General features: G+C 71.4%; 12 protein-coding genes. 4 read left to right on the top strand and 8 right to left on the bottom strand.

Going from position 1 to position 15679, the window contains the following annotated elements; all coding sequences use genetic code 11:
* Nucleotides 1-65: 65 nt before the first annotated feature.
* Nucleotides 66-3380, top strand: a complete 3315-nt coding sequence (locus ACIPWY_RS12105; protein WP_401532985.1) for a S8 family serine peptidase — start codon at nt 66-68, stop codon at nt 3378-3380.
* Nucleotides 3381-3447: 67 nt separating this feature from the next.
* Here ACIPWY_RS12105 and ACIPWY_RS12100 read toward each other — a convergent pair whose 3' ends face one another.
* Entirely contained in the window at nt 3448-4200 is a 753-nt protein-coding gene (locus ACIPWY_RS12100) for a hypothetical protein (RefSeq protein ID WP_401532983.1), read from the bottom strand.
* A gap of 1 nt (nt 4201) precedes the next feature.
* Nucleotides 4202-4723, bottom strand: a complete 522-nt coding sequence (locus ACIPWY_RS12095; RefSeq protein ID WP_362902464.1) for a sigma-70 family RNA polymerase sigma factor — start codon at nt 4721-4723, stop codon at nt 4202-4204.
* Between the two features lie 204 nt (nt 4724-4927).
* On the opposite strand from ACIPWY_RS12095, the gene ACIPWY_RS12090 reads away from it, so the two are divergent.
* Complete coding sequence (locus ACIPWY_RS12090) at nt 4928-5944, top strand: aspartate-semialdehyde dehydrogenase (RefSeq protein WP_362902462.1); 1017 nt, start codon at nt 4928-4930, stop codon at nt 5942-5944.
* Between the two features lie 48 nt (nt 5945-5992).
* Here ACIPWY_RS12090 and ACIPWY_RS12085 read toward each other — a convergent pair whose 3' ends face one another.
* Nucleotides 5993-6508: a DUF1203 domain-containing protein gene (locus ACIPWY_RS12085; RefSeq protein WP_362902460.1), complete on the bottom strand. Its 516-nt coding sequence runs from the start codon at nt 6506-6508 to the stop codon at nt 5993-5995.
* A 124-nt stretch (nt 6509-6632) separates the two neighbouring features.
* On the opposite strand from ACIPWY_RS12085, the gene pepN reads away from it, so the two are divergent.
* Entirely contained in the window at nt 6633-9203 is a 2571-nt protein-coding gene (pepN, locus tag ACIPWY_RS12080) for an aminopeptidase N (RefSeq protein WP_362902458.1), read from the top strand.
* A 70-nt stretch (nt 9204-9273) separates the two neighbouring features.
* Here the strand turns inward: pepN and alc are convergent, their stop codons facing one another.
* From alc to ACIPWY_RS12060, 4 genes are all read right to left on the bottom strand, one after another.
* Nucleotides 9274-10422 (bottom strand): allantoicase, encoded by a 1149-nt coding sequence (alc, locus tag ACIPWY_RS12075; RefSeq protein WP_362902456.1) that lies wholly within the window; start codon nt 10420-10422, stop codon nt 9274-9276.
* Nucleotides 10423-10539: 117 nt separating this feature from the next.
* A complete protein-coding gene (locus tag ACIPWY_RS12070; protein WP_362902454.1) occupies nt 10540-11445 on the bottom strand; it encodes a LysR family transcriptional regulator in 906 nt (301 codons plus the stop codon).
* Between the two features lie 4 nt (nt 11446-11449).
* Nucleotides 11450-12415, bottom strand: coding sequence for an EamA family transporter (locus ACIPWY_RS12065; RefSeq protein ID WP_362902452.1), 966 nt, complete (start codon nt 12413-12415; stop codon nt 11450-11452).
* Nucleotides 12416-12455: 40 nt separating this feature from the next.
* Nucleotides 12456-13490 (bottom strand): EamA family transporter, encoded by a 1035-nt coding sequence (locus ACIPWY_RS12060; RefSeq protein ID WP_393701915.1) that lies wholly within the window; start codon nt 13488-13490, stop codon nt 12456-12458.
* 166 nt (nt 13491-13656) lie between these two features.
* On the opposite strand from ACIPWY_RS12060, the gene ACIPWY_RS12055 reads away from it, so the two are divergent.
* Nucleotides 13657-14157, top strand: coding sequence for a MarR family transcriptional regulator (locus ACIPWY_RS12055; RefSeq protein WP_362902448.1), 501 nt, complete (start codon nt 13657-13659; stop codon nt 14155-14157).
* An 18-nt stretch (nt 14158-14175) separates the two neighbouring features.
* Here ACIPWY_RS12055 and ACIPWY_RS12050 read toward each other — a convergent pair whose 3' ends face one another.
* Entirely contained in the window at nt 14176-15621 is a 1446-nt protein-coding gene (locus ACIPWY_RS12050; protein WP_393701912.1) for an FAD-dependent monooxygenase, read from the bottom strand.
* Between the last annotated feature and the right edge of the window lie 58 nt (nt 15622-15679).

Below are 15679 nucleotides of genomic sequence, written 5' to 3'. Positions count from 1 at the left end.
AAAGCTGACCGGTCATCCGGCACCGAATTCCGGACCCTTTCCGACCTTTACGTACAGGGATGCTGATGACCCTCGATCCCCAGCGCGCACCGATATCCGGAGCGAGACGGGCGGCCCGGCTCGCGGCCGCCGCCGGCCTCGTCGCAGCGCTCACCGCAGCCGGGCCGATACCCCTGGCCTACTCCGCGGACACGGACACCACTCCGGCGGCCGACGCACCCGTCAAGTCGGCCGGTGACAAGCTCGGTTCGGCCGACGCGCAGCTCCTCGACCAGGCCGAGGCGGCCGGCGAGAAGACCGTGACCATGATGGTCGCCACCGCGCCCGGCGCGACCGAGCAGGTCGCGCACCAGCTCGACGCCGTCAAGGGCGGCTCCGTCGGCCGGACCTACGACAAGCTCGGCTACGTCCGCGCCACCGTGCCGACCGGCCGGGCGGACGCCGCGATCAAGGCGGCCGAGAAGCTCTCCTCCGTGCAGGGCATCGACCTGCGCCACGAGATCGAGCTCGACGACCCGACCCCGGCCGGCGACACCGCCAAGGGCTCGACGGGCGCCGCGGGCTCGTACGCCGCACCCGGCAGGAACACCCCGGCGAAGAACCCGTACAACCCGTCCTTCGAGACGGGCGCCGTCGACTTCGTGAAGGACAACCCGAAGGCCGACGGCCGCGGCGTCACGATCGGCATCCTCGACTCCGGTGTGGACCTCGGCCACCCGGCGCTCCAGAAGACCACCACCGGCGAGCGCAAGATCGTCGACTGGGTCACCTCGACCGACCCGCTCGTCGACGGCGACGCCACCTGGCGCGCGATGGTCACGAACGTGTCCGGCCCGACGTTCACGTTCGGCGGCCGGACCTTCAAGGCAGCGGCCGGCTCGTACCAGGTCTCGACGTTCAAGGAGTCCGCCACCACCGGCGGCGACGCCAAGGGCGACCTGAACCGCGACGGCGACACCACCGACTCCTGGGCCGTCCTCTACGACGCCAAGGCCGGCACCGTCACCGTCGACCTGAACGACAACGCCGACTTCACCGACGACACCCCGATGAAGCCGTACAAGGACGGCTACCAGATCGGGTACTTCGGCAAGGACAACCCGGCGACCGACGTCGTCGAGCGGATCCCGTTCGTCGTGGAGATCCGCAAGGACGTCCCGATGGACCCGCTGGGCGGCGACTGGACCGGCAAGAAGGCCGACTTCGTCAACATCGGCGTCATCGAGTCCGAGCACGGCACGCACGTCGCGGGCATCACCTCCGCCAACGGCCTGTTCGGCGGGAAGATGAGCGGTGCCGCGCCCGGCGCGAAGATCGTCTCCTCGCGCGCCTGCACCTGGTCCGGCGGCTGCACCAACGTCGCGCTCACCGAGGGCATGGTCGACCTCGTCACCAAGCGCGGCGTCGACATCGTCAACATGTCGATCGGCGGCCTGCCCGCCCTCAACGACGGCAACAACGCGCGCTCGCTGCTCTACAAGCGCCTCATCGACAACTACGGCGTCCAGCTCGTGATCTCCGCGGGCAACTCCGGCCCCGGCGCGAACACCATCGGCGACCCCGGCCTCGCCGACAAGGTCATCTCCGTCGGCGCGTCCATCTCCAAGGAGACCTGGGCCGCCAACTACGGCTCCGGCGTGACCAAGCGCTACGCCATGATGCCGTTCTCGTCCCGCGGCCCGCGTGAGGACGGCGGCTTCACGCCGACGATCACCGCGCCCGGCGCCGCGATCAACACGACGCAGACCTGGCTGCCGGGCTCCCCGGTCGCCGAGGCGGGTTACACCCTGCCGGCCGGCTACTCGATGCTCCAGGGCACCTCGATGGCGTCCCCGCAGGCCGCGGGCGCCTCGGCCCTGCTGCTCTCCGCCGCGAAGCAGAAGCACATCGCGCTCACCCCGGCGAAGCTGCGCACGGCGCTCACCTCGACCGCGAAGCACATCAGCGGCGAGCAGGCGTACGCCGAGGGCTCCGGCCTCATCGACATCGTCGACGCGTGGAAGTCCATCAAGCGCGGCGCGGGCGCCCACACCTACACGGTGAAGGCCCCGGTCGACACCGCGATCGACTACACGCTCCTGAACCCGGGCTTCGGCACCGGCATCTACGACCGCGAGGGCGGCCTCAAGGCCGGCCAGAAGAAGACCTACGACGTCACCGTCACGCGCACGTCGGGCCCGGACCGCGCGGTCCGCCACGAGCTGTCCCTCAAGAACAACTCGGGCTCCACGTTCCGCATCGTCGGCGACGACACCGTCTCGCTGCCGCTGAACAAGCCGGTCACCGTCAAGGTGCAGGCCGCGCCGAGGAGCGCCGGTCTGCGCAGCGCCATCCTCGAGGTGGACGACCCGCGCACCGAGGGCGTCGACCAGCAGGTCATGGCGACCGTCGTCGTCGCGACGCCGCTGGCGAAGCCGTCGTACACCTTCTCGGACTCCGGCTCCGTGCAGCGCAACAGCACGAAGTCGTACTTCCTGACGGTCCCCGAGGGCGCGAAGTCCCTCGAGGTCGCGATGGGCGGCCTGAAGGACAAGAGCCAGACCCGCTTCATCTCGATCCACCCGTACGGCGTCCCGGTCGACGACACGGCGACGCCGAGCTGCTACCCGAACTACAACCCGGACAACGTCTGCCGCCCCGACCTGCGTTCGTACGCGGACCCGCAGGCCGGCGTCTGGGAGATCGAGGTCGAGGCGCGCCGTACGTCGCCGCAGCTCGACAACCCGTACAAGCTGGATGTCGCCGTGCTCGGCGCGGCCTTCGACCCGGCCGTGCAGACCGTCCCCGAGGCCAAGGTCGGCACCCCGGCCGCCGTCTCCTGGAAGGTGACGAACAAGTTCGCCGCGCTCGACGGCAAGCTGAAGGGCGGCCAGCTCGGCTCGTCGAAGACGGCGCGTCCCTCCCTCAAGGAGGGTGAGACGCAGACCTCCACGGTCGTCGTCCCCGCGGGCGCCGAGCGTCTGGACGTCGCCATCGGCGGTGTCTCCGACAACGCCGCCGACCTGGACCTGACGGTCTACGACCAGGACGGCAACCAGGTCGGGCAGTCCGCCGACGGCGACTCCGAGGAGGCCGTCAGCATCAGCAAGCCGGCCGCCGGCACGTACACGGTCGAGGTCGTGGGCTACTCGGTCCCGTCCGGTTCGACGGAGTACGACTACCGCGACGTGTTCTTCTCCCCGACGCTCGGCCAGGTCAAGGTCGACGAGGCGAAGTCCGTGAAGCTCGGCAACGGTGCCGCGACGCAGGTCACCGCCGAGGTCGTCGCCGCGGCCGCCGCACCGGAGGGCCGCGAGTTCTTCGGCGAGGTGCAGCTCCTGAACGGGCGCGGCACGGTCGCCGGGCTCGGCAGCGTGAAGATCGAGAAGGTCACGCCGTAACGGTGACCGAGTGACAGGAGGGGCGGGCGTCCGTACGGGCGCCCGCCCCTTGCCGTCGGACCGTGGCTCACGCTCCGGGGCCACCGCCCTGGCCGCACTTCAGGCCACGGGAGCCGGGGAGCGCGTTGACGATCATGTCGCGCAGGGGCTTGATCTCCTTGCCCGTGGCCCAGTTGTCCGGCTCGTTCGTGCGCTTGGGGACGGTGATCAGCGTGTGGTCGCCCGGCTTCAGGCGGGGCTCCACGTCGCGATCCATCAGGAACATGACCTTCCCGGATCCGGAGGCCGGTTTGTAGTAACGGGTCACGGTCAGCGTGATGCGGTCGTCCCTCCCGCCGGGCTCGGGCGCGACCCGGTCGACCGTGCCCTCGACCATGAGCCGGGAGCACGCCACGAAGCCCTCCGGGGTGAGGTCACCGCCCTCCTGTGCGCCTCCCCCGGCGTCGCCCTTGGCGTCGCCCTTGGCGTCGCTCGCGGACTTGTCGCTCGCGGATTCGCTCATCCCGGGGCCACCGTCCACCGCGAGCCACGCGAGCCCGGCGAGCATCCCGGCCGCGCACACCGCGGCGAGCGCCCCGAACGCGACGGCGAAGGGCCGCCGCCGGGGCCGCGGCGCCACCAGTGGACGGGGCGCGGGCACCCGGCCCGGCCCGGCCCGCGCCGCCAGCGCGTCCCCGATCCCCCGCAGCTGGTCCCCCAGCAGCGCGACATCCGCCTCGGCCGCCGCGTGCACGGCCACCGACTCCGGATCGTCGCGGTCGTCCGGCGGCAGTGGCTCCCCCGTGAGCACCAGCATCAGCATGCGGTCCTCGTGCTCCATGTCACACCACCTCCCCTTCACGCAGTCGCGCCCGCAGCATCCGTACCGCCGTGTGCAGCCTGCTCTTGACCGTGCCCTCCGGGATGCCCAGTTCCTCGGCTATCGCCCGGACCGGCAGATCCGCGTAGAAGCGCAGGACGACGACCTGGCGCTGGGTGTCCGGCAGCTCGTCCAGGCCCTGCGCCACCGCCAGCGACAGGACCCGCGACTCGGCGCCGTCCTCCGTGCGCTGCTCCTGGCGCAGCGACGCGAGGCGCTCGCCGAGCCGTTCCTGGCGGCGGCGCGCCCGGTGCCAGTCCATCGCGAGGTTCGAGGCGACGACGGCGGCCCACGCCGACACGTCGCGCGGGGCCTCGTCCCCGCGCGCGGCCCGCTCAAGGAGTCGCAGCCGCACCTGCTGCACGCCGTCCTGCAGGTCGCCGTGCGGTACCCCGCCCAGCGACAGGACGGCCCGCACCCGGTCCTCCTGCGCGGCGTCCAGCGGATCGACCGCCTCCGCGCGGCGCGTTCTTCTGCGCAGCAATGCCCCTCCCCTCCCCCTGGCTCTCCCGCGTTTCCCCTAGGACGCCGGGACCGGGCGAAACGTTCGCACCGTGAGACGGGGATGAATGTGGCGTCCCGCACCACGGACAATGGATTGGACAAGGCGGACGGGGACAGACGCATCATGGAACGGCACCCCCGCTTTTCTGTTCGTGTATGTCGTGTATGTACGGAGGAATCCCCTGTGAAGGTCGGAATCGTCGGAGCCACCGGTCAGGTCGGCACGGTCGTGCGCAAGATCCTCGTCGAGCGGGACTTCCCGGTCGACGAGCTGCGCCTGTTCGCCTCGGCCCGCTCGGCCGGGACGATCATCGACGGTGTGACGGTGGAGGACGCCTCGACGGCCGACTACACGGGCCTCGACATCGTCATCTTCTCCGCGGGCGGGAGCACCTCCAAGGCGCTGGCCGAGAAGGTCGCGGCCCAGGGCGCGGTCGTGATCGACAACTCGTCGGCCTGGCGCAAGGACCCCGAGGTCCCCCTGGTCGTCTCCGAGGTCAACCCGCACGCGATCGCGGACCGCCCCAAGGGCATCATCGCCAACCCGAACTGCACGACGATGGCCGCGATGCCGGTCCTGCGTCCGCTGCACGAGGAGGCCGGCCTCGAAGCGCTGGTCGTCGCCACCTACCAGGCGGTCTCCGGCTCCGGCCTCGCGGGCGTCGCCGAGCTGCACGGCCAGGCGCAGAAGGTCGTCGCCGAGGCGGACAAGCTCACGCACGACGGCTCCGCCGTCGAGTTCCCCGAGCCGCAGGTCTACAAGCGGCCCATCGCGTTCAACGTGCTGCCGCTGGCCGGCGCCATCGTCGACGACGGCCTGAACGAGACGGACGAGGAGCAGAAGCTCCGCAACGAGTCCCGCAAGATCCTCGAGATCCCTGGCCTCAAGGTCTCCGGCACCTGCGTGCGCGTCCCGGTCTTCTCCGGGCACTCGCTGCAGATCAACGCCCGCTTCGCCCGTCCCCTGTCCGTCGAGCGCGCCACGGAGCTCCTGGCCGGCGCCCCCGGCGTCGCGCTCTCCGACATCCCGACGCCGCTCCAGGCCGCGGGCCAGGACGCCTCGTTCGTGGGCCGCATCCGCGGTGACGAGACCGTGGAGAACGGTCTGTCGCTGTTCGTCTCGAACGACAACCTCCGCAAGGGCGCCGCGCTGAACGCGGTGCAGATCGCGGAGCTGGTGGCGGCCGAGCTCAAGGGCTGACGCCCGCCCCCTGCCGGGCGCCCGCCCCCTTCCGGACACAAGGCCGTTCTACGACTGCGGCCTGCGCACCTCGAACTGGAAGCAGCCGTACTCCAGGGCCCGCACGTGGACGAGCGCCACGTGCGGGTCTGAGAACGCGTCGGCGAACACCGCGTCGAAGCCGGCCGTCGCGTCCTGCGGGATCTCCAGGAGGCGCCCGCCGATGATGTGCCCCTCGGCGTTGTAGCGGCGCACGGTGCGCAGGGCGCCGGGCCGGTCGAAGGGGTAGCCGCCGGCGCGTGGCGCCGGCCCTTCGCAGTCGTCGGCGTGGATGAAGACCGGGCCCTGCTCGTCGTACGCGCCCGGGTGCGCGCCCGTGGCCTCGCTCCAGCGCCGCAGCGGCGCGTACGAGACGAGCGCGACCCGCTCGCCGAATTCGACGGAGCGCAGACAGCAGCGCAGCGGGGAGCCGACGGACGCGTCGTCGGCGGCGGTGAACGCGACGCAGGGGCGCCCCGCGTCGTCGGTGTCCCGCAGTTCCTTGAGGGTGGCCGGTGCGATGGGCTGTGCGGTGTACGTGGTCATGTCCTCCAGGCTGGTCCCGCGCGCGCGGGTTCACCGGCGGAAAACGGACATCGCGCTGGCCGCTTCCCTCGTGGAAGGATGACCGGAACGTCACAAACGTAGACCGGATCTAGGAGATGACCGCGTGCCTGGCACCAATCTGACCCGTGAAGAGGCGCAGCAGCGGGCGAAACTGCTCGATGTCGAGTCGTACGAGATCGATCTCGACCTCTCGGGAGCGCAGGAGGGCGGCACCTACCGGTCCGTGACCAGCGTGCGGTTCGAGAGCGCCGAGGCAGGCGCCCACACGTTCATCGACCTGGTCGCCCCGGCGGTCCACGAGGTCGTCCTGAACGGGCATTCGCTGGACGTGGCCGCCGTGTTCCGCGATTCGCGGATCGAGCTCAAGCACCTGGAGGCCGGGCCGAACGAGCTGCGGGTCGTCGCGGACTGCGCGTACACCAACACGGGCGAGGGCCTGCACCGCTTCGTCGACCCAGTCGACCAACAAGCCTATCTGTACACGCAGTTCGAGGTCCCGGACGCACGCCGCGTCTTCGCCTCGTTCGAGCAGCCGGACCTCAAGGCGACCTTCCGGTTCACCGTGAAGGCGCCGACGGGCTGGACCGTCATCTCCAACTCCCCCACCCCGGAGCCGAAGGACGACGTCTGGCGCTTCGAGCCGACACCGCGCATCTCCACGTACATCACGGCCCTGATCGTCGGCCCGTACCACTCGGTGCACTCCTCGTACGAGGGCGCGAACGGGCAGTCCGTCCCGCTGGGCATCTACTGCCGTCCCTCGCTCGCCGAGTTCCTCGACTCGGACGCGATCTTCGAGGTGACTCGGCAGGGCTTCGACTGGTTCCAGGAGAAGTTCGACTACGCGTACCCGTTCGCCAAGTACGACCAGCTCTTCGTGCCGGAGTTCAACGCGGGCGCGATGGAGAACGCGGGCGCGGTCACCATCCGCGACCAGTACGTGTTCCGTTCGAAGGTGACGGACGCGGCGTACGAGGTGCGTGCGGAGACGATCCTGCACGAGCTGGCCCACATGTGGTTCGGCGACCTCGTGACGATGGAGTGGTGGAACGACCTCTGGCTGAACGAGTCGTTCGCCACGTACACGTCGATCGCCTGCCAGGCGTACGCGCCGGACAGCCGCTGGCCGCACTCGTGGACGACGTTCGCCAACTCCATGAAGACCTGGGCGTACCGGCAGGACCAGCTGCCCTCCACGCACCCGATCATGGCCGAGATCCGCGACCTCGACGACGTCCTCGTCAACTTCGACGGCATCACGTACGCCAAGGGCGCCAGCGTCCTCAAGCAGCTGGTCGCGTACGTCGGCATGGACGAGTTCTTCCAGGGCGTGCAGGCGTACTTCAAGCGCCACGCGTACGGGAACACGCGCCTGTCCGACCTGCTCGGCGCGCTGGAGGAGACCAGCGGGCGCGATCTGACGGCGTGGGCGAAGGCCTGGCTCCAGACGGCCGGTATCAACATCCTGCGCCCGGAGATCGAGACGGACGCGAACGGCGTCATCACGTCCTTCGCCGTCCGGCAGGAGGCGCCCGCGCTCCCCGCCGGCGCCAAGGGCGAGCCGACGCTGCGCCCGCACCGCATCGCGATCGGCCTCTACGACCTCGATGACGAAAGCGGCAAGCTGGTGCGCGTGGACCGCATCGAACTGGACGTCACGGCCACCGAGCTGACCCAGGTCCCGCAGCTGGCCGGCAAGCGCCGCCCGGACGTGATCCTCCTCAACGACGACGACCTGTCGTACGCGAAGGTCCGCCTGGACACGGAGTCGCTCGCGTTCGTCACGGAGCACCTCGGCGACTTCGAGTCGTCCCTGCCGCGCGCCCTGTGCTGGGCCTCGGCCTGGGACATGACGCGCGACGCCGAACTGCCCACCAGCGCCTACCTGGAGCTGGTCCTGTCGGGCATCGGCAAGGAGTCGGACATCGGCGTCGTGCAGTCCCTGCACCGCCAGGTGAAGCTGGCCCTCGACCTGTACGCGGCCCCCGTGGGACGCGACGGGGCGCTGGCGACCTGGACCGAGGCCACGCTGGCGCACCTGCGGGCGGCGGAGGCGGGCAGCGACCACCAGCTGGCGTGGGCCCGCGCGTTCGCGGCGACGGCCCGCACGCCGGAGCAGCTCGACCTGCTGGAGGCGCTCCTGGAGGGCACGCAGACCATCGAAGGTCTGGCCGTCGACACGGAGCTGCGCTGGGCGTTCGTGGAGCGGCTCGCGGCGGTCGGCCGCTACGACGAGCCCGAGATCGCGGCGGAGTACGAGCGGGACCGGACCGCGGCGGGCGAGCGCCACGCGGCGACGGCCCGCGCGGCGCGCCCCACCGCCGAGGCCAAGGCGGAGGCCTGGGCGTCGGTCGTCGAGTCCGACAAGCTTCCGAACGCGATCCAGGAAGCGGTCATCGGCGGCTTCGTCCAGACCGACCAGCGCGACCTGCTCGCCCCGTACGCGGAGAAGTTCTTCGCCGCGGTCAAGGACGTCTGGGAGTCCCGCTCGCACGAGATGGCCCAGCAGGTGGCGATCGGCCTCTACCCGGCGATCCAGGTCTCCGGGTCCACCCTGGAGGCGACGGACACCTGGCTCGCCTCGGCCGAACCGAACGCGGCCCTGCACCGCCTGGTCTCGGAATCCCGGGCGGGCGTGGAACGCGCGCTTCGGGCACAGGCGGCTGACGCGTAGTCCGCGCAGACACGAAGGCGCCCGGTACCGGATTTCGTCCGGTACCGGGCGCCTTCGTGTCCGGGGGAGATCAGTCGTTCAACTCGGCGTACCGGCGGCTCAGTTCGTCGCGCCCCTGCTCCGTCAGGGATCCGTGCAGGCGCATCCGGGCCACGCCGCCGTCCGGGAAGGCGTCGAGGCGTACGTGGGTGGCCACGGCCTGGGCGTGGAGCTTGAAGCGGTGGACGGTGTCGGGCTGGAGGCGGGTGCGGGGGATGATTTCGTACCACTCGCCCGTGTCGCCGTTGCGGCCGCTCAGGGCGATCCAGCCGGCCGAGTTCCCCTTCAGGTACGCCGTGTCGATCTCGACCGCGCGGATCGCGCCCTGCGCGGCGAGGCGGAAGCGCACCCAGTCGTTCGTGCCGTGCACCCGGCGCCTGCGGTTCTCCCAGCCGTCGTCCATCTTGCGGGACGTGCCGGGCAGGATGATCTGCGTGGGCGAGGAGTAGAACTTGTCCGACGCGTCCTCGTACACACCGCCGTTGAGGACCGAGATCAGGTCGAACGTGCCGAGCAGGTCGAGCCACTCGGGGTCGGGGACGACCTCGCCGTGCACGCGCAGGCGGGCCACGCCGCCGTCGGGGTGCTGGCAGAGGCGGAGGTGGGTGTAGCGGCGCTCCGAGGTGATCGTGAAGCCGTTCGCCGCGTGGCCGCGCACCGGCGTCGGAGCGATCAGCTCCTCCCACTTCACGTCGGCCGCGAGGACGTCCTCGGGGCCCGGGGCGCCCGCCACGCACGCCGCCTGGACACTGATGCGCTGCGGGTAGTTGCCGCGGAAGTGCGCGGTGTCCACGACGATGCCGCGGATCACGCCGGGCGCACCGAGCCGGACGATCGCCCAGTCGTGGTCCTCGGGCGCGGGGAACGGGGAGTCGGCGGTGCCGCGGCGACGGCGGGTCTCCCAGCCGTCCATGATCTTGCCCTTGTGGCCGAAGTGCTCGGGGTCGAACACGGCGGGCTCGCGCACGAGGAGGTTCTCGCGCTGGGCGAAGAACTCGTCGTTCGCCGCGATGACTCCCGCGCCCAGGCGCCGGTCCGCGAGGTCCACCAGCTCCGCGTAGCTCTCGATGTCACCGAAGTGGCGGTAGTCGGCGTACGGGTCGCCGCCGGAGTAGGGGGCGGCGTCGTTGGCGTGGGGGTCCTCGTGGGTGTCCTGCGGCGTGGCGTCAGATGTCGTCATACGTCCACTGTCGGACCCACCGAGACCTTAGGTCCATCGAAACTTTTCGACATATACGTTCAGCTGAGCTGAATGGTGGCGTGAACCGTGGAGGGTGAACCGTGGACGGTGGCCGCCTCAGCGTTCCGCCGCCGCTTCCCTCAGCGCGTCCAGCACCCTCGACACCGCCGGCGCCTCCTCCGACCCCCTGCGCACCGCCGCCACCACATGCCTGACCGGGCGGTCCTCGCCCAGCGCGCACATCACGACGCCCTCACGCCCCACCGCCGCCATGCGTGGCACGAGCGCGATGCCCATCCCCGCCTCGACCATCGCCAGGATCGCCGTCCAGCCCGATGCGCTGTGCGCCTGCTCCGGCACGAACCCGGCGGCCTCGCACGCCGCCCGCGTGATCTCCGACCACGGGCCGGAGCCGCCGAAGATCCAGTGCTCGCCCGCCAGCTCGGCCAGGCGCGGGCCCGCCGCTCCCGCCAGCGGATGCCCGGCGGGCAGGGCCACGTCGAGCGGGTCGGCGAGCAGCGGCACCCGCGTGAACTTGGGGTCCCGCGCGGTGGGCGCGTGCGCGGCGAGCGACAGGGCCAGGTCCACATCACCGGCCGAGAGCAGCTCGTACGCCTCCGAGGCCTCCGCCTCGCGCACCCGGACCGCGATCCCGGGGTGGGCGGTGCGCAGGGCGCGTACGGCGGGCACCACCAGGGCGGGCACGGCGGTGGAGAACGCGGCGACCCGCACCTCCCCGGACTCGCCCTGCAGATAGGCGTCCAACTCCGCGTCGGCGCGCTCCAGTTGGGCGAACACGGCTTCGGCGTGCCGCAGGACGAGGTGGGCGGCGTCGGTGAGGCGTACGCGCCGCCCGTGCGCCTCCAGGAGCGGCACGCCGAGCTGTCTGGCGAGGTTGGTCAGCTGCTGCGACACGGCCGACGGGGTCATGAGCAGCGCCTGCGCGGTGGCCGTGACGGTCCCCCGGTCCCGCAGGGCCCGCAGGATCGCGAGCTTCTTGATGTCCCAGTCGGTGGTGCGCATGGGGTCAACGTATCCGGGTCCCGCTCCGGGTCGCGGAGCCGAGGGCGACCCCCGCCAGGATCAGCGCCATGCAGACGATCTGCAGCGGGCCCATGGCCTCGCCGAGGACCGCGTACGAGAGCAGGGCCACGCACACCGGCTGGAGGTAGTAGACGACGCCGGCGCGGGCCGCGCCGATCTGGGCGATCGCCTTGTTCCAGGCGAAGAACGCGACGGCGGACGAGACCACACCCACGTACAGGAGGGGCGAGACCGTCGCCGCCGTCGGCTCGAAGCCGCCCTGCACGGCGAGGCTGACGAGGAACACCGGCAGCAGCATCAGCGCGCCGAGCACGAATGTCGCGAAGAGGAACGCGGGGCCGCCGATCTCCGCCGGCCGGCGCCGCAGCAGCGCGCTGTACGAGCCGAAGCAGACCGCCGCCGCGACCACCCACAGGTCGCCCACCGTGAAGTCCGGCGCCAGGGAACCCTTGCTGACCAGGAGCAGCACACCCGTGCACGCGATGACCGTGCCGGTCACCCGGCGGGCCCCGAGCCGTGCGCCGCCCATGCGTTCGTACGCCGCCATCAGGACCGGCGACGCGGCCATGATCATGCCCATGTTCCCGGCGGACGTCGTCATCGCCGCCTGGTTGACGAGGGTGTTGTAGACGGTCACGCCGAGCAGCGCGGCGAGCAGGAGGAAGCGCAGGTGGGTGCGGAGCAGCGCCCGTTGCCGCCAGGCGGAGCGCGCCGCGAACGGCGCCACCGCCACGATCGCGATGATCCAGCGCCAGAACGCGTGCTGGATCGGGGGCACGCTGTCGTGCAGCGCGCGAGAGGTGACGAAGCTGCCCGACCAGACCACCGTGGCGAGCAGCGCGAGCGCGAGACCGGTGCCGAGCCCGGCGCCCGCGCGGCGCCCTCGCGCCCCTCCGTTCCCCGCTTCGGGCTTCTCGGCGCCGGTGGATGTCCGGTCCAGGACTGCCATCTCGTATCCCCTCCTGAGCTGCGGTCGTACTACGTCCCGACTACCGTCGCAGCCCTCCACCCGTCAGGTCCATCGAAACTTTTTGGGTGTTCTCTTCAGTAGAACTGAAAGGTCGGGGCTGGGTGACAGGGGCGACGGGGGAGACAGAGGTGACAGCGGTGACAGAGGTGACGACAGGGGTGACAGCGGTGACAGAGGTGACCCGGGGCGGGCGCTGGCCCAGCAGCGTCGCGCCGAACGCCAGCGCCATGCCCGCCAGCTGCACCGGCGTCAGCGCCTGCCCGAGCGCCGCCCAGCCGATCACCGCCGCCGTCAGCGGCGAGAGCGGACCGAGGAACGTGACCTGCGTCGCGCTCAGACGGCCGATGCCGCGGAACCACAGCCAGTACGCGACCGCCGTGTTGGCGAGCGCCAGGTACGCGTAGCCCGCGACGGCCCGGCCGTCCAGCACCGGCGGCGCACCCTCGACGAGGAAGGCGATCGGGGCGATGAGCAGGCCGCCGGCCGTGAGCTGCCAGCCGGTGAGCGCCAGCGGACCCACACCCTCCGGGCGGCCCCACCGCTTCGTGAGGACCGTTCCCGTGGACATCGACGCCGTGGAGGCCAGTGCCGCGAGCGCGCCGACCGGGTCGAGCGCGCCCGCCGCCCTGAGCACGACGAGGCTGACGCCGAGCGCGGCCGCGATGCCGGTCAACAGCGTGCGCCGCGTGGGGCGTTCACCGAGCAGGAGCGTCGCGAGACCGGCGACGAACAGCGGGCCGATCGAGCCGACCACCGCCGCCATGCCGCCGGGGAGGCGGTACGCGGAGAGGAAGAGGAGCGGGAAGAACGCGCCGATGTTCAGCGCACCGAGGACCAGGGCCTTCCACCACCAGACGCCGCGCGGCAGCGTGCGGGCCATCGCCAGCAGGAGGAGGCCTGCGGGCAGCGCCCGCATCAGCCCGGTGAACAGCGGGCGGTCGGGCGGCAGGAACTCCGTGGTGACCGCGTAGGTCGAGCCCCAGGAGATCGGGGCGAGGGCGGTCAGTGCGATCACGGCACCGTTGCGCTTGTTCGTCTTCATCGGGTTCTTCATCGGGCGCTCCCCCCGGGTAGCTTCATTGTAAGTAGCTTAGCGTTAAGCCACTTACAGTCAAGCCACTTCCTTCAGAATTACTTCCCACCGAGCTACTTGCTGTCGATCTACTTTCTTGTGAGCTACTTTCTTGCGAGCGGCCGAAACCGGGTCGCATACTCACCCCATGGACAGCAGCAAGGACGCCGTCGACGCGATCGTCGACCAGTGGGCCGAGGTCAGGCCCGACCTCGACACCACCGCGATGGAGGTCTTCGGCCGGGTGTACCGGATCGCGCGCGCCATCGGCGACCGCATCGACAAGACGTACGCGCGCTTCGGCATCGCACGAGGCGAGTTCGACGTCCTCGCCACACTGCGCCGCTCCGGCGACCCGTACACCCTCTCGCCGCGCCAGCTCTCGGCGACGCTGATGCTGACGACCGGCGGCATGACCGGGCGGCTCGACAAGCTGGAGCGGCGCGGCCTGCTGCGCCGCTCGCCCGACCCGCACGACCGCCGCGGTCTCCAGGTGACGCTCACCGGCGAGGGCCGGGCGCTGGTCGACGAGGCGGTCGGCGCCGGGCTCGCCGTGCAGACCGAGGCGCTCGCCTCGCTCGACAGCGAGCAGGCCGGCCAACTGGCCGACCTGCTGCGTCATTTGATGGCGGGTACGCAGGCCTCCTGAGCCCGCGCGGCCCGACGGTCACATCACCGACACCCCGATCGCGTACGGGTCGATGCCCGCCGGGAGATCCGCCGCCGCGTCCGACGCCCAGGCGACGTAACCGTCGGGCCGCACCAGGAGCGACGTACGGCGGTCGCTCGCCCAGTGGGTGACGGCGTAACGGTCGTCGCCCTTGTCGTGGACGCCCTTGGGGACGATCAGGACGAACGTGCCCTGACGCAGGGCCTCGTAGAGGCGGCCCTCCTTGAGCGTGACGTCGGGGACGCGGGTGCCGACGAGGCGGTGCGCGCCGCGCGGGGCCGGGTAGGCGACGCCGATGCCGGTGATCTGGCCGACGATGCGGGTGCGGGCGGGGCGGACCCGGCCGAGGAGCGCGGTGAGGGCCGTGCGGGCCGCAAGGGCCCAGGGACGGTGGGCCATGGCGAGCCTGACGATGCCGCCGCTGCTGCGCAGGACGGCCTTCCCGACGGGGTGACGCTCGGCCTCGTAGGTGTCCAACAGGGAGTCTCCCGCACGGCCGTTGACGACGGCGGCGAGTTTCCAGCCGAGGTTGGCGGCGTCCTGGAGGCCGATGTTCATGCCCTGGCCGCCGGCCGGGGTGTGGACGTGCGCGGCGTCGCCGGCGAGCAGGACGCGGCCGACGCGGTAGGCAGGAGCCTGGCGCTCGTCGCTGTGGAAGCGGGACATCCAGCGGGCCTCGTGCATCCCGTAGTCACGGCCGAGCGCGAGGCGGGTGACCTGCTTGATCTCGTCGAGGTCGAGGGGGGCGGACTCGGGGACGTCGCGCGCGCGGTTCCAGCCGATCACCCGGTAATAGCCGTCGCCGAAGGGGGCGATGAACGCGAAGGCGTCGCCGACCGCGTTGGCCGTGAGGACGTTCTCGGGCTCCTCGGCGAGCTTCACGTCGGCGAGGACGACGGAGCGGATGACGGACTTGCCGGGGAAGGGAAGCCCGACGCTCTCGCGTACGGCGCTGCGCATGCCGTCGGCGCCGACGACGTACGCAGCGCGCAGCGTCGAGGACTCGCCGTCGCCCGTGCGGACCTGGAGCGTCACGCCGTCCGCGTCCTGGGTGAGGCCGGTGACCTCACTCTCGTACGAGAACTTCACGCCCTCATCGGTGGCGCGCTGCCGGAGGGCGGCCTCGACCTCGTACTGCGGCAGGACCAGGACGTGGCGGAAGCGGGAGGGGAGGCCGGTCAGGTCGATGGCGAGGCGGTTGAAGAACTGGAGCCTGTCGAGGGCCTGGCCCTTGGCCTCGACGCGGTCGGCGAGGCCGCGGGCGTCGAGCTGTTCCAGGGTGCGGGCGTGCAGGACGAAGGCCCGGGAGAGGTTGCTGACCTTGTGGGGGCGCTTCTCGACGACGGTGACGGGGACGCCCGCGGCGGCGAGGTCGCCGGCGAGGAGCAGGCCGGTGGGGCCGGAGCCGACGACGATCACGGTGCGAGGAGTGGTGCCGTTCATGGTGGCCTCCTGGTGCCTGCGAGCTCAGGTCGGTTGTACCCGGTCACGCATTGCCAAC

It is taken from the genome of Streptomyces sp. NPDC090032 (assembly GCF_044748025.1).
Taxonomy (GTDB): Bacteria; Actinomycetota; Actinomycetes; order Streptomycetales; family Streptomycetaceae; genus Streptomyces.
The sequence above is the reverse complement of the archived record's forward strand: the minus strand, read 5'-3'. Positions and strand labels throughout refer to the sequence as shown.